This is a genomic window from Pseudomonas lini, assembly GCF_001042905.1.
GTDB lineage: Bacteria > Pseudomonadota > Gammaproteobacteria > Pseudomonadales > Pseudomonadaceae > Aquipseudomonas > Aquipseudomonas lini.
The window spans coordinates 263660-281822 of record NZ_JYLB01000003.1 but is presented as its reverse complement, the minus strand read 5'-3'; the positions used below and the strand labels follow the sequence as shown (position 1 = coordinate 281822).

Below are 18163 nucleotides of genomic sequence, written 5' to 3'. Positions count from 1 at the left end.
TGCGTAGAGTCACAACCATGACAAACACTCGCAGCGACTGGGAGCAACGCTTCCAGTCCCTCACACTAGAAGGCCGCGCATTCATCGATGGCCAATACCGTCCGGCACTCAGCGGCGATACCTTCGAATGCATCAGCCCGATCGACGGCCGATTCCTGGCGAACATCGCCAGCACCGACGAAGCCGACGCCAATGCCGCCGTACAGGTTGCACGCCGCACATTCGAATCCGGCATCTGGGCCAAACTGCCCCCGGCCGAGCGCAAGCGCATCCTGATTCGTTTCGCTGATCTGATTCTGCAAAACCAGGAAGAACTGGCGCTGCTCGAAACCCTGGACATGGGCAAACCGATCAGCGACTCCATGAGCATCGACATCCCGGCGACCGCCAACGCGATTCGTTGGAGCGCCGAGGCCATCGACAAAATCTACGACGAAGTCGCCGCCACACCGCACGACCAACTCGGCCTCATCACCCGTGAACCGACAGGCGTGGTCGCTGCCATCGTGCCGTGGAATTTCCCGCTGATCATGGCCAGCTGGAAATTCGCTCCGGCCTTGGCGGCAGGCAACTCGTTCATCCTCAAGCCTTCGGAAAAGTCACCACTGACGGCCATTCGCATCGCGCAATTGGCCCTCGACGCCGGCATCCCCAAAGGCGTGTTCAACGTCCTGCCTGGCTTCGGTCACACCGTCGGCAAGGCGCTGGCGTTGCACATGGACGTCGACGTGCTGGCCTTCACCGGCTCCACCGCGATTGCCAAGCAACTGCTGATCTACGCCGGGCAAAGCAACATGAAACGCGTCTGGCTGGAGGCGGGCGGCAAGAGCCCGAACGTGGTGTTCGCTGATGCACCAGACTTGCGCGCAGCAGCTCAGGCCGCGGTCAGCGCGATTGCCTTCAATCAGGGCGAAGTCTGCACCGCTGGCTCACGCCTGCTGGTGGAGCGCTCGATTCGCGAGCCATTCATTCCACTGCTGCTGGAAGCGCTGCAAGCCTGGAAACCGGGCCACGCCCTGGATCCGGAAACCACCGTTGGCGCCGTCGTCGATCAGCGCCAACTGGAGAACGTGCTGCGCTACATCCAGATCGGCAAAGACCAGGGCGCGCAACTGATCGCTGGCGGCAATCGTACCCTCGCAGACACCGGTGGCCTATACGTGGAACCGGCGATTTTCGATGGCGTGACCAACGCCATGACCATCGCCAGGGAAGAAATCTTCGGCCCGGTGCTGTCGCTGATCACCTTCGACACCGCTGAAGAAGCCCTGCAGATCGCCAACGACAGCATCTTCGGTCTGGCGGCCGGCGTGTGGACCAGCAACCTCAGCAAGGCCCACACCTTCGCTCGCGGTTTGCGCGCCGGCAGCGTCTGGGTCAACCAGTACGACGGCGGCGACATGACCGCGCCGTTCGGTGGGTTCAAGCAGTCGGGTAACGGTCGGGACAAATCGCTGCACGCGTTCGACAAATACACCGAACTCAAAGCGACCTGGATCAAGCTCTAACACTTTTACAGCGGCGGTCGCCGGCACATGTTGGCGGCCCTCGGAGAAACGTATGAAACAAACCCATGTAAACAGCTACTACGCCGCCACCCGTAACTTCACCGGGGACTTCCCGGTGCTGGAACAAGCGGTGGACTGCGACGTCTGCGTGATCGGCGCCGGCTACACTGGCTTGTCCTCGGCGCTGTTCCTCAGCGAAGCGGGCTACAGCGTCACCGTACTGGAAGCCGCCAAAGTCGGCTTCGGTGCCAGCGGTCGCAATGGCGGCCAACTGGTCAACTCCTACAGCCGCGACGTCGATGTGATCGAAGAACGCTACGGCGACAAAACCGCCGAAGTCCTCGGCAGCATGATCTTCGAAGGCGCCGACATCATCCGTTCGCGCATCAAAGAGTACGACATCAAATGCGACTACCGCCCCGGCGGCATCTTCGCTGCGCTGAACAAAAAGCAACTCAACGGCCTGGCCGAGCAGAAGAGCAGTTGGGAGCGCTACGGCAACAAAAACCTGAGAATGCTCGACGCGGCTGACATCAAGCGCGAAGTCGGTTGCGACAACTACGTCGGCGGCCTGCTCGACATGCAGGGCGGCCACATCCACCCGCTGAACCTGGCCCTCGGCGAAGCCGCCGCGATCCTCAGCCTGGGTGGCAAAATCTACGAACAATCCGCCGCCGTGGAAATCACCTACGGCGAACCGATCACCGTGCGCACCGCCAAAGGCGTGGTGCGGGCCAAGTACCTGCTGATCGCCGGCAACGCCTACCTGCCTCAAGACCTCGACAACCGCGTCACGCGCAAAAGCATGCCCTGCGGCTCACAAATCGTCGTCACCGAGCCGTTGTCCGAGAAGGTTGCGCGGAGCCTGATCAAAAACAACTACTGCGTCGAAGACTGCAACTACCTGCTCGACTACTACCGCCTCACCGCTGACAACCGCCTGCTGTACGGCGGCGGCGTGGTCTACGGCGCCCGTGAGCCCGACGACATCGAACAACTGATTAAACCAAAAATCCTAAAAACCTTCCCGCAATTGAAGGACGTAAAAATCGACTACCGCTGGACCGGCAACTTCCTGCTGACCATGTCCCGCATGCCGCAATTCGGCCGCATCGAAAAGAACGCCTACTACATGCAAGGCTACAGCGGCCACGGCGTCACCTGCTCGCACCTGGCCGGCAAACTCATCTCGGAAATGATCCGCGGCGACGCCGAACGCTTCGACGCCTTCGCCTCCCTGCCACACATGCCCATGCTCGGCGGCCGCACCTTCCAGGCCCCGCTCACCGCCATGGGCGCCGCGTATTACGCACTGCGCGACCGGTTCGGTATCTAACCCAGACCCAATCTCTGCGGGCGCGGGCTTTCGTGGCGAGGGGGCTTGCCCCCGTTCGGCTGCGAAGCAGTCGTAAAACCAGCACATTCGGTGTACCTGATGCACCACGGTTGCAGGTTTTGGGGCCGCTTCGCGACCCAACGGGGGCAAGCCCCCTCGCCACAGTTCCCGCTCAAAAACTGACTGGCATCAGAGGCCGGCAGCTTTTTGCATAGCCGTTTATCGAACCTGCTGAGCAACACCAACAAACGTGATTTAATACCCGCCTTCCACGGTTCCGGGACGGGAAACGGCGTAATCCGCGGCCACCAGTCGCCCGCCACCCACCCCCATTACCCCTTAAGTATTCTTCGCATAAGGCTGTCATGGACACGGGCTCACGACTCAAATTAGTACGCGAAAGCTACAAACTGTCCCAGCGCGAGCTGGCCCGGCGTAGCGGCGTCACCAATGCCACCATCTCCCTGATCGAACAGAATCGCGTCAGTCCCTCCGTCAGCTCCCTGAAAAAACTGCTCGAAGGCATCCCCATGTCCTTGGCGGACTTCTTCACCTTCGACCAGCCGCCGCGTGAGCATCAATACGTGTTCCGTGCCAACGAACAGCCGGACCTGGGCCGTCATGGGCTGCGGTTGCTGCTGATTGGCGCTTCGGTACCGAGTCGGCAGATGCGACTTTTGCGCGAGCAATACGCGCCTGGGGCGAGTTCGGGGGAAGAGCCGATTGTGCACTCGGAAGGGGAGGAGTGTGGGCTGGTTACTCGTGGGACGGTTGAGCTCACCGTTGATGGTCAGATTAGTGTGCTGAATGCCGGGGATGGGTACTACTTTCCGACGACGTTGCCGCATCGATTTCGCAATATTGGAGCGGATGAGGCGGAGATTATTAGTGCGAATACGCCGGCTAACTTCTGATACCTGATGATAGAAGCGGCGGATGGCCGCTTCTCCCGTTAATACGATCTCAGAGGCTTTTACTGAACCATTGTTTATCCAACTCTCTCAACGTCATTTCTGGCGTCAGTCGCAGCGCCGTCCTAAACGCTTTGATTAGTTCGGCGTAGTGGTTAGCGATGTCCTTGACCTGGCGGTTGCTATCCGTTTTAACGCTGATGCCGGCGCCGTTGAGGGCCCGACGATCCAGAACGGGGATGAGATCTATGAAGTGCGCTGCCATTAGCGCTGAAGCGTAAGACGGCCCAGCCCTCGGATTTTACTTTTCGGTTTTGTTGTTAAAGCGAGGAAGTCTGTGCAGCGACCAGTCAGTTGAGTCAGCTCCTCTTCTGTCAGATTATTCAGGGGCTTTTTCTTAAAGGTTGTTTCGATGTCCCTGAGAGCAATTTCGTAGTATTTCAGCTTCGCGGGCAGCGTTGCCATCGGCTCTGTTATAGAAGCATTTCCACCTTTGAAGTTGCTTACGTGCAGGAGGTCGACCAGCGAAAGCTCCCAGGCTAACTTCTTGTTGCGAATGTGCTCCTGGAAATGGGACATGGCCTCATTCAGCATCTCCCAGGTTGTTTCAGGTTTTCTCGCCATATTTGTATATTTCCAGCGCCAATGAACAACAGTAACAGAGATGACATCGCTCAATCGGTCAGCGCGCTCAAGGCGTCGGCAGTGATAACCGATCCAGAGCACAGCCGTTGGCCGGTGACTGCTTAGCCTGAAAGAGTCGAGCTCCGGAATCCAGATCAACGATGTTGATCTGGCAGCCGCTCATGACATTGGGGCCTTCAGTGATGCCGCCCTTGATCACATAGCGGGCGCCCGGCATGAACTCACTGACAAAATCGACCGTGCATCTGCGGTTGCCGCTGGCCCCGCCCTCCAGCACCAGGTGGATCGGTTTGCCCGCTTCAATGGCTCGAAAACCTTCGGGTTTCGATGGGTGCCCACCGCTGACCGAGAATAGTTCCCGAGCGGGTGTCACGGGTACCGACCTGCCGTATTTGCAGGCCGTGGTCGGCGCTGCGCTAAGGGTCAGGTAGTTGCGACGGTTGGTCATTGCGTCCATTTCACTGCGAATCTGCGCTTGGGGGGCATTGGCAGGGGTTTCGTATTGCGGGATCGGCGAGCAACCCGTAATCAGAAGCAGGAGTGAGCCTAAATACAACGGTTTCATGGGCGTTTCTGTCCGTAGCGGTGTGAGGTGGCACTCTAATACTATTTGTTGAAAGTAGAATAAATAGATCTGCCCCTTTTTTTACTCGATAACTAGTTTTGCGATTTCTTAAATTTGAAGGAAAGAGGCGGATTTATTTTGCGACCTCGAATGTTGACAACCCGGATCATCCAAAACACTGTCGACCCATGACCTACACACGCCGCATGAACATAATGTGCTCCTACATGACCGCTTCTGGCGGGCCATGAGGTTATGCGTTCATAGGATTTGACGTAAAAACCCAAGGCCCCGCCAGAAATGGACGGGGCTTTTTAGTTCTCCGTCTACCGATGGCTAACGGAGAATGAAATGTTCGAGATTAGACGCGCCACGCACAGCGATGCCCAAACGGCGTTCGACATTCGCCTTCAAGCGATACGGCATCAATGCATCGGTGCCTATACCACGGAGCAAATGCTGGCCTGGACGGCAGGAGCAGCCAAGGACGGGTATAGCGACCTGATGGATAAGCACTTTTATCTGGGCTGTATTCAGGGTGAGCCGGTGGCGACAGGAATGCTTGACCTAGAGAGGAGCGAAATCGGCGCGATCTTTGTGCTCCCGAGCTTTATGCAACGAGGCTTTGGCTTGAAAATCCTGGAGCACCTTGAATGCCTGGCACGAGATCTGGGGCTGAAGGAGGTCAATCTGGACGCCACGTTGAACGCCGCTGACTTTTACCGGCGCTGCGGTTTCGTTGGTGACGAACCTTCTATTTACCATTCGCCCTCCGGGCTTCAGCTGGCTTGTGTGCCGATGGTGAAAGGGCTTTTGTAGGCTTGGTGTTGATGGGCAGATTAGTGTGCTGAATGCCGGGGATGGGTATTACTTTCCGACGACGTTACCGCATCGGTTTAGGAATATTGGGGCGGATGAGGCTGAGATCATCAGCGCCAACACCCCGGCTAACTTCTGATATCTAGAACAAGCATTAAACCTCTAACGGCCTCGGCAGGGGCGACCACTACTTTTGGTCGCCCCTCCTAGCCATTACTACTCCATGACTCAGGTGATAGCGTCTGCGCCGCAGCTCAAAGTGACTTCAAGTAGTCGAGAAGCTGTGACCTTTGAATATCGCTGAGGCGACCCACGCCATAGTCATGACCGGAGTTGCTGTTGCCCTCAAGCTTGGTGTCGAAAAGAAACCAGTTCTTGTCCGATTTATCGGTCTTGAATCCCACCCTTTGGTTATCGAATTCATTTGTCCCTGTATAAAAAGTCGAGGGACGCTGACGGGGTGGCAGGAGAAGGTCATTCAGGGTCGGTACAGAGCCGTTATGCAAATAGGGAGCGGTGGCCCAGATGCCGGTGAGGGGTCTTGCTTTATAGGCGAGAAGGGCAACCTGCGGACTGGCACGGTAGCAGTTGATTAGCCGTAACGCTCTCTCATCAACACTACTGAACAAGGCACGGTCCTTGAACCCGGGGACTTTCACAGGTTTAGGCTCTATGCCAAGCAATCCATCGAAAGCCAGCTTGGCGACATCGCGTCCTTTGCCATGTAATGTTTCCAGGACGGTCACACCCAGCATGTTGTAGAGAAGATCGTTTGGCTGAATGGTCCCTTTTGGCTTACCAGCTTTGGGATAACCCGCTAACACTCCAGCATCTGCTGTAAATTGATAGGCATTGCACGCCATCCAGGGGTCCGTGCTAATGGTCCTGTCATTTGGGCCCCGAGGGTTTAGATTTTCATTGGCAGCGATTGGAACCATGACCGCTTTGATTGGTGTGGTGAGATCGTTTCTATCAAGGGGTGCATGGCATCCGGCACAATTATCTGTAAATAATCTGGCGCCTGACGTGAGGTCTTTTGGCAGCGGCCCAGGCCATCGCGGAGGCTTCAGGCTATAAAGAGAATGTTCCAGAACCACCAGATTTTTCACGTTCACACTGGAGACAAATCCTGCCTTGGCCCGATCTTCTTTAACCGGTCGAATATCTGCGTACACGCCGATGGCCTCTCCAGCATTACGCCCCAGACCTCCAACATCCAGGCCGCCGTCTGGTATTAACGAGGGGAGTTTTGCTTTACTGACCATTCCGTTCCATTGGAGGACGTTGTGTTGAGGCGTATTCCAGAGAAATGGATAACTTACCGGAGCATCAGAGGGGTTAGGGGTAGGGGGGGTGGCGTGGGTAACTTGACTGATTTTGTTGAGAATGTGGCCCACTGCATCAAGGCGACCTGGTCCATATTGCAGATCGGTGGCATTCAGTGTTTCGTTTTGTGCATAAAACGCATTCAAGCTTTCCAGCGATTTTTTCAGCCGGTGGCGATTCCCTTTCGACAGGTCATCCTCCAGGACACTCTTCGCAAAGCGTTCAAATTTTTCAGGATCGGAAGCCGTTGTGCTTAAAGCCGCTCTCAACTCTTTAAAGAAATTTTGAAAGTCGGCGTTTGTTGGCCCGCCATTGATGACAAGATTCTGTCCTTCAAAATTGATTTGAGCCGTGTGACAAGCAGAGCAGTTCATCCCCACCCACGGCTCTTGCGTTCCTTGTCCAAAAAACCAACGGAGTTTCGTGAAAGACAGCTTGCTGTCGTGGCTATCATCCAAAACGAAACCCATCGGCAACGTAAGACGCTTACCTTTATAAGACGGATTATAAGGCGTGTAGCCGTAGGCTGAGATCGTTTTGTCACTCATGAACTTCTCCTCTGAAGCGGGCTCTTCCAATGCAAGCGCCCAGGAGAGAGGGAGAATTCTCGATCCTTGTGAAAGGTCATGCCAATTGGAGAGGGTGGTGTCATTCCATCCCTGATCCAGAATGTCGGCAGCCTGAGTCATTGAATTGCAGCCGAAAAACAACAATGCAGCGCAGGCAAACGGGGGGGCTTTTAATGTGCTCATCAGATTCCCTTCTATTTGTAATTTCCTGTTGGGACCCATCACGTTGGTAGCCAAAAGCTACCAGTCATGAGTGTAGTCACGAAAAAACACAGTTCTTTAATTTTTGTTCTGTGGCATTCGTATCGAGCCACTCGACCACAAACCAGACCGCAATATTCCTGATTGCCACGATTGACAGCCCTAACGACTTGTAGGAATTTAGCCGCCCTCAGGTAAGGAATATCTGCTGACGGCCAAAAAATGGCCGTTATTCACCACACAAGGGATTGTCTATGCAGGGTTCAAACACCGTTGCTCAACAGGTGTGCGGTCAGCTGGTGCACGAGCATCAGAACATCGCGCACATGAACATTGCCCGGCAAATCCTCGAATGCCTGTTTCGACGTCGTAGCCTTGCCCCGGGGCAGGATCACGAACTTTCGTTGCAGGTGCTGCAACCCCATCTGGCGAAAGTAGTGCAGGCGATCGAGAGCGGTCGCCAGATCGAAATGGTCTTGCCAGCCTTTCCCGGCAAGTCGCCGAGTCGCAAGAAAACCCTCAGCCATTTACCCGATCTTGCTGAACATCATGCAATCGACGAGTTACACCGCCTGTGCAAGGAGATCCAGGAGATCTACGCACCGGGGGCGCTGATTCATATCTGTTCCGATGGCTATGTGTTCTCTGACCTGGTGCATGTTCCCGATGCGGACGTCAAAGCCTACACCGACGCTATTCAGGACTATGCCGAACAGCACTATTCCGGCACGTTCGCCCATTTCGATCTCAGGGATGCCTATCCTCCGCTTGATTGTCTGGACGCCATGCGTGAGGAGATGATGATCGAGCACGGTCAGTCATTGGTCTTGTTGCAGCAGCGCTTCAAGGATGATCCGCACATGATGTTGATGTACTGCGGCATCCATCGCTTCCTTTCCGAGGATTACTCGGGACTCAAAGTATTCGCCGGCATGAGCCTTAATGCGGTGAAGAAAGTCGCCAAACCAGCCTCGCAGCGGGTGATCCAGCGCAGTGAAGCCTGGAGTGCTCTGTTACAGGCACGCTACCCGCATTGCCTGCGGCTGTCGATTCACCCGCAACTGGCGGTGTCGACGAAGATCGGTATTCGACTGGTGCCAACCAGTGACCTGTGGCGTACGCCCTGGCATTCGGTGGCCATCAAGCGGCGGGGTGTGGTTACCCTCGAAAAACGCAGCAATGTCGATGAGCGCTACCACCGCTTGGTGTTCCGCAAGGGGCGTCCTTGTCACTACGCCAGTGCTCAATGATGGCGTCTCGGTTGCGGGTTGAAGCCGTACTCTTCGATTTGGATGGGACCTTGGTCGACACCTTGCCTGACATCACCTGGTGCCTGAACCAGGTGTTGCTCGAACACGGTTGCCCGGCGCAGACAGCGCAAATAGTGCGGGGTTATATCGGCGGCGGGGTCACGGCGATGATCAAGCAGATTGCCACGCGGTTTGGCATTGCAGATGCGGTCGCGCTGCACCAGCGCTATGTGGCGCTGTATCAAAACAACCTTGTTCAATTTTCCCGGCCATTCAGCGGTGTGCTTGCCTTGCTCGAAGGCTGTCGCCAGTTGCACGTGCCGCTGGCAATCGTGACCAACAAGACTGAGGAAATGGCCCGGCAAGTAGCCGATGCGCTGCTTCCACAAAATACCTTCGGGACGATTCTGGGGCATCGCGCGGGCAGGGCGCTCAAGCCTCAGCCGGATGTGGCATGGGAAGCCGCCCGGCGATTGTCGGTTGATCCGCAACGCTGTTTGTTCGTCGGTGACACCGAGATCGATCTGAAGACCGCCCGTGTTGCAGGCATGTACTCGGCGGCGGTCACCTGGGGATATGGCCTACCCCCTGCATTGCAGGCCCAGGCCCCGAACTTTTGCTGCGAACAGCCGGCCGGATTGCTGCGCATTCTGCAGCAAGTCTGCGCTACAGCGCATGCATTCACCGAGCATGGCGACACCGTTAAATCCTATTGATACACACACTCTCAAGGAAGTTGTTCTATGGAACATAGAGACGCATGGATCGCTGCCGTCAGCGATTTGCTCGCGGGTTATCTGCTCAAAGGCACCGATGATTGTTTCGACACACAAGGCAGAGCGCATCTCGCGCTACGCCTGGGGCATTGCTTCGATCAGAGCCTGCCGGTGCGTCTGGTACTGCCAGGTTTTCCCTGCAAGTCACCAAACGCCATTGACCAGACACTCGGCGTGCTGCCGGACTACGGCGAGGTCATCGCCATCGAGCGCCTCGACCAGCTCGGCCAGGCCATCGCCGCGCTGCACGCACCGGGTTGTGTGGTGTCGATCCTCAGTGACGGCACGACGTTCAATGACATTGTTGGAGTCGCAGACGACGTTCGTGAGACCTACAACCGGGCTTTGCGTGAACTGTGCACCACCCACACGATTCAATGGGTCAGCATGGAAGACCTGTTCCCACAGGCCCAAAGTGCCGATTCGGTTCGCGCCAGCCTGATCAAGCAGGCCCGTCTGCCCTGGAAAAACCTTGGGGATCTGATCGAGCAGAGCCGCGAAGATGAATCCCTCAGCCAGGCGCATGACCATCTCTGCAGTCACCTCTACAACGACCTGCGTCTGTGCCGTGAAGACGGGCAGAGCGAGGACGAGTACCTGCAGCAAATCAACTTCAAAGCCTACCAAATGATGTATCGCGGGCAGGCATTGAATGCGGCAGTGGATCGTTTCTTCGGTGACGACATTCGATTGTCGGTTCACCAGTACAGCAATGCCGGACCCAAATTCACCTTCGGATTGGCCGAGGGGCTGACCCGTGTTTACAGCCCTTGGCATGCCGTGCCGGTGTGCAACCTCGATGGTAGCCAAATCCTTCGCACCCGCGCCCAGGTCGACCTCGACCACCATGTGCTGGTCACTTATGAAGGGCGGCCGTGGCTCTACCACCAAACAGAAAACCCGCAGGCCAAAGGCTTCGAATACGAACTGCAAAAACTTCCGCTGTTTGGCCTGGTGGTGCGAGACCCGTTGGGGCTGGGTTTCGAACGACTGTCCACGGGCCTGCTGGAGGCACTGGTGGAAACCTTCGGTTTCGTCTGCCTCAAGGACTGTCGCTTCGACGACCAGGACAGTTTTGCTCGCAGCTGCGAACGCTTCGGCACGCTGTACGAATGGGCCTTCGGCGCCGTGCACGTGGTCAAACCCGCGGACAAACCCCAAGGCGTGGTGCACTCGCTGGAGAAAACCCCTTTGCACTGGGACCTGAACATGCTGCCCGACAGCGACGCACAGGTTCAGCGCAATCCGAAATTCTGCGCCAGCAAATTCATGCTGTATTGCAAGACCGCGCCGCAGCCGGGCGAGGGCCAGACCACCGTCGTCGATAGCCGAAACGTACTGCGTAAAGTCGGGCAGCAAGTCGCCCGACAATGGCAGGACGTGAACATCACTTACTACACCAAAATGACCTACTTCGGCGGCTCGCCGCGCATGTACAGCCTGGTGGATCATCACCCCCGCAGCGGCGAACTCATCCTGCGTTATCAAGAGGGCACTGATTCGACACTGCAGACCCTGAGTCAGGCTGTGCAGGATCATGATGAGGAGGCTCAGCAGGCGTTGTTGGAACAGGTCAACGCGCTGGTTTATGACCCGGAGTGCATGATTGCCCATCAATGGAGTGAGGGGGATTTGGTGCTGATTGATAACTATCGGACGTTGCATGGAAGGCTGCCGATGTCGGCGGGTTCTTCGTCGCGGGAGTTGTGGCGGGTGCAGGTTTACTGATTGGTGTTGTCTTGCGGGCCCTGGAGACAGGGCCTTGCGAGAAATCCCCATCCGGCGATTTTTTATATATGCTGTATCCACAAAAAAACCGCCCCAAATAAAAATGGCGGTTTTTTTGTGGAGAAGCAGAATGTATCTGCTTGAGACGCTTAATTCTAATTAGCCTATTTGGTTTGTTTGAGTAATTGTTTGTGTGCGTGTAATATAATCATTGTTATTTTGGCTTCGGCAAGTGTCCGAGTTGGCGTGTGCTCAGGTTTCTTTATAAAATTTCATTGTTGCAATATCGTTAGTGTTCGTATCTGAGGTGCGCCTGGCGACCCATTCGTTAAAGGAACGAGAGCCGTTCACATAGTCAGCCTCCCATTTCCAATTAAATCCTGAGGTTGAGAAGGTGAGTACTGTCTCGTTACGGTCAGTAAAGAAATTAAAATACCCGGTTATGCTTTCCCAATTGTTAGTTAAAGCGTTATGGAATTTTCCACTAAAGGTACCCGCTGGTTCGCTGTTTTCTATAACGTTCAGGCGGTATTCATTCTTTGGGCCGCCGTCATATGATCCATTAAGATTTGCCATTTCATGCTCTCCTGAGCTATCGAATCCATGTGCAGCATGAAGAGTTGCTGCCCAACAGATACTTAATGATTTTCGCTCGCAAATCAACTGTCATAAATAACAATCATTTAGATGAAGTCGCGATAAAAAATAAAGCCGCTAGATAGAATGTTGAGTAATGAGCACGGCTGTGGTTAAAAAAGGATTACCCCTTAGGCGTATCAAACCCACGCTGCTCAATCACCCGAAACACATCACTCACATCCTGGACCATGATCCTAGCAATATTGGTGACGGTGTTGATGTCGTGCTCGGCGTAGTCCGGCAGGCTGGTGCAGGCCATGAGGTTGAGGTATTTGAGGACGGCGCTGAGGCGTTCGCTGAGGCAGTTGTGGAGTTCGCGCAATGGGGCGTCGGCGTCGATGAGGAGGACGGGGTGGTCGGTGGCGAAGTGGGACATGGGGGTGTAGTGGCGGAGCGGGTGTTGATTAGTCATGGTGTTAATCCTAATAAAAGTAGAATTGCCACCGTTCTGCTGCGAAACAAAATGGGTGGCAGCTATGCGCGGGTTCGCAGACCGGAGGATTAACACCAAGACCCGGCAGACCCGAAGGTCTCCCACGCACAACCGCCATAAAACGATACGCAGCCGGGAGTCGGCCGTGCCTGACGGAACAAGGTGTCAATCTTAAGGGCTGCGAAACCCTTCGCCAACTGATGTCAGCGACAGACCCACTCTAGGCAGCAATTTTGGTAGCCGCAACCGGGCTGTAGGACCACACGCGGTCACTGTGGCGAGGGGGCTTGCCCCCGTTCGGTGGCGCAGCCGCCGCAAAACCGGGCGTTGCGATGTGTCTGAGGAAACGGGCTAGCAGGGTTTGGGGCTGCTTCGCAGCCCAACGGGGGCAAGCCCCCTCGCCACAATAGGTTATTTCCTACGAGATTCTCAGACTTCAAAATCCTGGCCGCGCGTTCATCGAACGATCAGGCGCGGGTTTCGGTGGAGAGGACGCTTGCTTCCGTTCAGCGCCGCCACCGTCGTAGACTGACAGCCAACGGAAAACCAAGGATGGAACGCACCCATGATCGAAATCGGCAGTCGCAACAACGCCCCCACGCCGCAGCACAAAACCCGGGACGTTTACCTCTTCCACATCGACCTTTCCCGGCCTGACACGCCGTTTTGTTTCGAGCAGTCCATCGGTGGCGGTCATTGCGAGCAGGGTGGGGCGGTGTGGTTGGCGGTGTCGGAGCTTGAGGCTTGGCCGGGTGAGTGGCGTCTGCATTTGCAGAAGTCCGGTTGTGGCTGGGTCGCTGAACTGATGGATGGCCATCCGAGCGTCGATCAGGCGACGGTGGCGTCGATGATTCTCGAACGCCACGCCGAGGGCGCCAAGCCTGTGGGGCGGTGGAAAGCGATTGCAGGTTGGTTCAAGCGCAACATTCATTTCACCGGCCGTTACGGCGTTTAACCCGAGGAGAATCCCATGAGTCAGACACTGGAACGCGCCATTGCCATCGCCGCGGCGGCGCATGAAGGGCAGGTGGATAAGGGCGGTGCGCCTTACATCCTGCATCCGCTGAAAGTCATGCTGCGGGTGAACACGCTGGAAGAGCGCATCGTCGCGGTGCTGCATGACGTGGTCGAGGACTGTGGCATCAGCTTCGACGATCTGCGTAACGAAGGCTTCAGCGAAACGGTGCTGATGGCAATTGCGTCGGTGACCAAGGTGCCGGACGAGTCCTACGAGGAGTTTGTCGAGCGCGCCGCGCAGAACCCGATCGGGCGGGTGGTGAAACTGGCGGATCTGGAAGAGAACAGCGACTTGTCGCGGATTGCCCAGCCGTCCTGGGAGGATCTGGAGCGCGTTGAGAAGTATCGGCGGGCGATGGGGGTGTTGCGTTCGTAGCGAGTGGGTGAGGAGCTCGTCAATCCGTGCGCTGTTTGCCACTTGAGAATCTGTTTGCTCGCTGCGGGACTGCTTTATGTTTGTCGGCAGACTCGGTGTCGGTGAAGGGCATCTGCTTCATCGGCACCGAGGCTAACCGTTATAAACGTGTAGGAGGGTATTTCACCAACTAGAAGTCTATTTTAGAATTCATACGGTACATCGTTGTGGATTACAAACGAAAATATGAAGTATAAGGCAGGAAAGGCGACCTCTTGACTTCAATGCTGTTCATATCAAACACCTCAAGCAAGGCTTGTGTTTCGCCAGGGAAGTGAGGGCAATTTAATTCATCAAATACTATAATCGAACCTTTAGACAATCTTGGTTTGATCGCTTCCAGAACATCCTTGGTCGGCTTGTAAACATCCATATCAAAAATGGCCATCGATATGAGTGAGTGAGGATTCTCTTCAAGCCATTTTTTCGAGGTCACTGAAGCATCTCCCTTGATAAGGGAGTATTTCTTCAAGTGATTATTAGGGCTTAGCGATTCTTGAGCCTGAAGAAGCCGGTCTAATAGATTTTCATACCCGTCGTCGATATGAAAGTCCCCCGACTTTACTAGCGCGCCATCTTTTTCGTCAACCGCGGCGAACCCGCTAAAGGTATCAAACCCAAAAATATGCCTGGAGTAGTTGTAGGGTTCCTTGATCGCTCTAAGATTCAGTAGCGTTGCCAAACTGCTGCCATAATGAACGCCAAACTCGCAGATCGATCCTGCGACGGGGAGCATTTCATCGTATAGAAAATTAAGATTTAAAATTCGCGCCAGTGTCGGTCTTGTCAGTGTAGCGACCGAAGGCCAATTCCAATATTCACCTGCGATGGTATGAATCTGGCCGTGAATATCCCGCAACTCTTTGTATGCATCTGCCTGATTGGGAGGGGTGAAAAACAGCTGACCGTCTTGAGTTCTCATTTGCTTTCCATTAAAAAGTTAAGGCCGCTCGAAATTATTTTGCTTTGAATCAGATAGGCCAGCTTAGAGACCTTGCTGTGAATGTTGGATATATTCTGATCTGGCCTGTGTATGAGCCCCATGCCTCCGATGATAATGGCTTCTAGTGTCAGCTCGGCATTCAATATCCTTGACCATACCTGTCGCGAAGCTTCATAGCCAACGGTACCTGTTTCATACTCATTTGAAGAAGTCATCAACTTGACTAGCGTGGGGCTGTCTATTTTATTGTTTATAAAGGTCTCAAGTCTCCTAAGCAGAAAATCAAAGAGCTCATCACTTGGCGTATCGTGAAACTGGCTTGTTTTTATGTCGATCCCTGAGGCGCACTGAATAAACGGGCCCGGGTTTCTGCACAAAAAGTCTTGCGCAAGCTCATAGAGCGATGCTTTATCCCAAGAGGTAGGGTATTGATACAGCGATTGATTCGCGTAGTAATATCCTTTATCAAGTCCTAGGTGCTTAAGGTTTGCAGTGGTTGCATCTTGATAAGACTTGAAACGAGATTCAATCATCTCGTTCGTGCTTTGATTGTCAAAGGATGGGTAATTAACCGGAAAGCTATCGGCGATGCCAAACTGGATAAAGAAGTAACGATTTTCAACAGGGACCGCGCTTAAGCACTGATTGAGTGCTTCAGTCAGGGCCGTCGGATATTCGTGCCAATTATCATTGGCATGAATAACAGCGTCCGTTTCAGAAATGATCGTGACAATCGAATCATATTCTGTAAATTCCGGATTGATGAAGCATCTCAACTCCACCCCTTCGACGAAGTAAGCCTCATCCGTCAGTTCAACTGGATAACGACCTGTGAGACGCTCAATGCGCTTGGCCAATCCATTTGTCTTGAATTTCGGAACGAAGAACGTGGCGTCAGCCAAATGCTTCTGAATAAAGAACTCATCCAGGTGGTCGTCGTGACCATGCGAAATAATGACATTAAGCTTGCTTGCTGGAAGAGCGAGTAATTTTTCAATTACTTTTGTCTTGGGTGAGGGGTTTTGAATCCAGCCACCAAACGCAGGTGAAATGTACCAGGGATCAGTAAGAAAAAAACTACCTTTCTCTTCCAGGAGCAATGAGGCGTGATTAACAAATTCTATATCCACCGACTGGACCCTTTACATTCATTAGTTAGATCGAAAACCAAACGGAAAATATAAGTTACATAATATCCTATTTTTATTTTGTGAGCAATCACCCGCGAAATATGGCAAATATGCCACTCTGCATGCATAACTACAACCTGCTAAAACATAATACTCCGTGGTCTTGGTTTTTTCGGATATTCGCACAGTGTAGTAATTTTTCCGCAGAACAGTTGTAATGTTGGAAGTGGTGTCAACTTACATCGTAGGTAACATGGTTTGCTTTCGCAGAGTTGGCCCGGCACAGACTTGCTGAACCTGATGCTTACTGAATTAACGGTGCAGAGGTAATGTTCCAGTCACCGGATTTGTTCAATGCAAATTGCGCGACTAATCAGCGAAGGGCTGGTCTCGATTATGCCCAATAGCACCACGTTGATGACACCGTTCGAGATCGAAGAATTCCCTGATTACATCTCCGCACTGGACCTGATTCAGCGTGCCGTCACAAGGCTGGCGGCGTTATCCCGATGAGTCCGAGCAGGTCGCGCATGAACACACCATGCTGTTTCAGCGTCGTTTCCGGGCTTACATGCAGCAGAACCTCACTGGCAGCCTGTCCGTGAGTTAGCTCGTCACCTGGTCGCGTTAGTATTTTTCCATTCTGCGGTCATCCTCTTAGAAAAGAATCGGTCTAAAAAGCCCGACCCGGACTGCGATCGGTTTGCTATTCTGAGGTTGTAGGTGAAGACGCAGACTGATGCGCAAAGGGATAGCGAGGAAGCGTGGGGCGCGCTCCCAAGGGTACACGGTTAGAAAGATCTCCGCGCTGAGATCCAGCCCTTATGCCGTGTGAGGCAGAACAGCCCATAGCAACAATTACTGTTCTGTGAGAGGCCCGATAAACCTTGTAAGCCAGAGACCAGCACTGGCCACCTACATCGATTCCATAAGCCCGCCTTGTGCGGGCTTTTTCGTGGGTACGCCACAGAGTCACGGATGTACACGGGCGGTGTAGGAGCTGGCGAAGCCTGCGATCTTTTGACGTTCGGCGTCAGTTGAATCGCTAAAGATCAAAAGATCGCAGCCTGCGGCAGCTCCTACGGATTGGCGTACGACTTTGACGCCTCGGATGGGGCATCGCGTTCCGACCATCTGACGTGAGCCGCAAATCCAGACTGATCCGAAGTAATCTCGGCGCGCAACGTGAGTTGCGGGATGTCGTACGCCCCGGCATTTTGCGGTCGGAAAGGAATCGGCGCGGTCTTCCAGAGATCATCAAGCCGTTGACCAAGCGCATCACAGGTCGTTGAAAATCTATCCTCATCCATGCGGCTGGTCCGATAGATCACGAACGGTGGCAGCACGTCGAAGCCGGGGTAAAACAGTACGCCATGCTGAATCGGGAATAACACATCATCGATGGGCCCATTGATGCCCCGCGGACTGTAATGCGACTCCCATCCGCCCGCGGTGACGATCAGCATCGCCCGTTTTCCCGCAAGCGTGCCTTCTCCATAACGATTGCCCCAGCGCGCATCGGAGTGTTCCCCCACGCCATAGGCAAAACCATAGGCATAGACGCGTTCCACCCAGCCTTTGAGGATCGCCGGCATCGAGAACCACCACAGCGGAAACTGCAGAATGACGGCATCGGCCCAGAGCAGTTTTTCCTGTTCGAGGGCGATGTCCTGGCTTTGCCGGCCTTCTTCAAACGCACGCTTGGAGTCCAGCGAAGGATTGAACCGTGAGTCGGCTGGCCGGCCGGGACTGTCATCGGCATCCAGCGAAGCTTTCCAGTTCATCGCGTATAGATCGGATACCCGCACCTGATGGCCGGCAGCCTCCAGGCGTTTGACGGCAAAGTCTTTGAGCGAACCATTCAATGATTTGGGTTCGGGATGGGCATAAACGAGCAGAACTTTCATGGCTGAGTCTCCAGTGTCAGGAGGCTGCAGAGTCGGGCTTTGCCC

General features: G+C 54.5%; 18 protein-coding genes and 1 pseudogene. 11 read left to right on the top strand and 8 right to left on the bottom strand.

Going from position 1 to position 18163, the window contains the following annotated elements; all coding sequences use genetic code 11:
• The first annotated feature begins 17 nt into the window (after positions 1-17).
• The 3 genes from TU81_RS09965 to TU81_RS09955 all read left to right on the top strand — a co-directional run bounded on the left by TU81_RS09965 (position 18) and on the right by TU81_RS09955 (position 3758).
• Positions 18-1508 (top strand): aldehyde dehydrogenase, encoded by a 1491-nt coding sequence (locus TU81_RS09965; protein ID WP_048394813.1) that lies wholly within the window; start codon positions 18-20, stop codon positions 1506-1508.
• A gap of 52 nt (positions 1509-1560) precedes the next feature.
• On the top strand, positions 1561-2844 hold the full coding sequence (locus tag TU81_RS09960) for an NAD(P)/FAD-dependent oxidoreductase (RefSeq protein WP_048394811.1): 1284 nt from the start codon (positions 1561-1563) through the stop codon (positions 2842-2844).
• Positions 2845-3209: 365 nt separating this feature from the next.
• Complete coding sequence (locus tag TU81_RS09955) at positions 3210-3758, top strand: cupin domain-containing protein (protein ID WP_007895886.1); 549 nt, start codon at positions 3210-3212, stop codon at positions 3756-3758.
• A gap of 261 nt (positions 3759-4019) precedes the next feature.
• Here the strand turns inward: TU81_RS09955 and TU81_RS09945 are convergent, their stop codons facing one another.
• Positions 4020-4433 carry a hypothetical protein gene (locus tag TU81_RS09945; protein ID WP_151152233.1) on the bottom strand — a complete coding sequence of 138 codons (414 nt, stop codon included), beginning with the start codon at positions 4431-4433 and terminating at the stop codon, positions 4020-4022.
• Positions 4434-4446: 13 nt separating this feature from the next.
• The gene (locus TU81_RS09940; RefSeq protein WP_048394806.1) at positions 4447-4965 is read right to left on the bottom strand and encodes a hypothetical protein; all 519 of its coding nucleotides are present in this window, start codon (positions 4963-4965) and stop codon (positions 4447-4449) included.
• Positions 4966-5316: 351 nt separating this feature from the next.
• Here TU81_RS09940 and TU81_RS09935 point away from each other — a divergent pair, with 351 nt between their 5' ends.
• Positions 5317-5784: a GNAT family N-acetyltransferase gene (locus TU81_RS09935; protein WP_048394804.1), complete on the top strand. Its 468-nt coding sequence runs from the start codon at positions 5317-5319 to the stop codon at positions 5782-5784.
• Positions 5783-5923, top strand: a pseudogene (locus TU81_RS29470) (cupin domain-containing protein); the annotation flags it as partial. The gene TU81_RS09935 and the pseudogene TU81_RS29470, both read left to right, overlap by 2 nt.
• Positions 5924-6038: 115 nt before the next feature.
• On the opposite strand, the gene TU81_RS09930 reads toward TU81_RS29470, so the two are convergent.
• Positions 6039-7862 carry a di-heme-cytochrome C peroxidase gene (locus TU81_RS09930; RefSeq protein WP_053078283.1) on the bottom strand — a complete coding sequence of 608 codons (1824 nt, stop codon included), beginning with the start codon at positions 7860-7862 and terminating at the stop codon, positions 6039-6041.
• A 272-nt stretch (positions 7863-8134) separates the two neighbouring features.
• Here TU81_RS09930 and TU81_RS09925 point away from each other — a divergent pair, with 272 nt between their 5' ends.
• Genes TU81_RS09925 through TU81_RS09915 form a run of 3 tightly spaced genes read left to right on the top strand, consistent with a single transcriptional unit; the run spans position 8135 to position 11634 of the window.
• Entirely contained in the window at positions 8135-9130 is a 996-nt protein-coding gene (locus TU81_RS09925) for an isocyanide synthase family protein (protein ID WP_048394802.1), read from the top strand.
• On the top strand, positions 9130-9846 hold the full coding sequence (locus tag TU81_RS09920; RefSeq protein WP_048394799.1) for an HAD family hydrolase: 717 nt from the start codon (positions 9130-9132) through the stop codon (positions 9844-9846). The genes TU81_RS09925 and TU81_RS09920 overlap by 1 nt, the downstream gene beginning before the upstream one ends.
• 27 nt (positions 9847-9873) lie before the next feature.
• On the top strand, positions 9874-11634 hold the full coding sequence (locus TU81_RS09915) for an isocyanide synthase family protein (RefSeq protein ID WP_048394797.1): 1761 nt from the start codon (positions 9874-9876) through the stop codon (positions 11632-11634).
• A gap of 252 nt (positions 11635-11886) precedes the next feature.
• Here TU81_RS09915 and TU81_RS09910 read toward each other — a convergent pair whose 3' ends face one another.
• Entirely contained in the window at positions 11887-12210 is a 324-nt protein-coding gene (locus tag TU81_RS09910; protein ID WP_038983825.1) for a hypothetical protein, read from the bottom strand.
• Positions 12211-12394: 184 nt separating this feature from the next.
• Positions 12395-12685 carry a hypothetical protein gene (locus TU81_RS09905; RefSeq protein ID WP_038983823.1) on the bottom strand — a complete coding sequence of 97 codons (291 nt, stop codon included), beginning with the start codon at positions 12683-12685 and terminating at the stop codon, positions 12395-12397.
• Positions 12686-13271: 586 nt separating this feature from the next.
• On the opposite strand from TU81_RS09905, the gene TU81_RS09900 reads away from it, so the two are divergent.
• Together TU81_RS09900 and TU81_RS09895 are read left to right on the top strand one after the other, a co-directional pair.
• On the top strand, positions 13272-13661 hold the full coding sequence (locus TU81_RS09900; RefSeq protein ID WP_048394795.1) for a hypothetical protein: 390 nt from the start codon (positions 13272-13274) through the stop codon (positions 13659-13661).
• Between the two features lie 15 nt (positions 13662-13676).
• The gene (locus TU81_RS09895) at positions 13677-14099 is read left to right on the top strand and encodes an HD domain-containing protein (protein WP_038983820.1); all 423 of its coding nucleotides are present in this window, start codon (positions 13677-13679) and stop codon (positions 14097-14099) included.
• A 211-nt stretch (positions 14100-14310) separates the two neighbouring features.
• On the opposite strand, the gene TU81_RS09890 is transcribed toward TU81_RS09895, so the two are convergent.
• Together TU81_RS09890 and TU81_RS09885 are read right to left on the bottom strand one after the other, a co-directional pair.
• On the bottom strand, positions 14311-15060 hold the full coding sequence (locus tag TU81_RS09890; protein WP_038983819.1) for a crotonobetainyl-CoA--carnitine CoA-transferase: 750 nt from the start codon (positions 15058-15060) through the stop codon (positions 14311-14313).
• The gene (locus TU81_RS09885) at positions 15057-16211 is read right to left on the bottom strand and encodes an MBL fold metallo-hydrolase (RefSeq protein WP_038983818.1); all 1155 of its coding nucleotides are present in this window, start codon (positions 16209-16211) and stop codon (positions 15057-15059) included. Before TU81_RS09885 ends, TU81_RS09890 begins: the two co-directional genes overlap by 4 nt.
• A gap of 354 nt (positions 16212-16565) precedes the next feature.
• Between TU81_RS09885 and TU81_RS30745 the strand changes: the two genes are divergently transcribed.
• Entirely contained in the window at positions 16566-16724 is a 159-nt protein-coding gene (locus TU81_RS30745) for a hypothetical protein (RefSeq protein WP_231983798.1), read from the top strand.
• A 566-nt stretch (positions 16725-17290) separates the two neighbouring features.
• On the opposite strand, the gene TU81_RS09880 is transcribed toward TU81_RS30745, so the two are convergent.
• Positions 17291-18118, bottom strand: a complete 828-nt coding sequence (locus TU81_RS09880) for an NAD(P)H-dependent oxidoreductase (RefSeq protein ID WP_048394794.1) — start codon at positions 18116-18118, stop codon at positions 17291-17293.
• Positions 18119-18163: the final 45 nt, after the last annotated feature.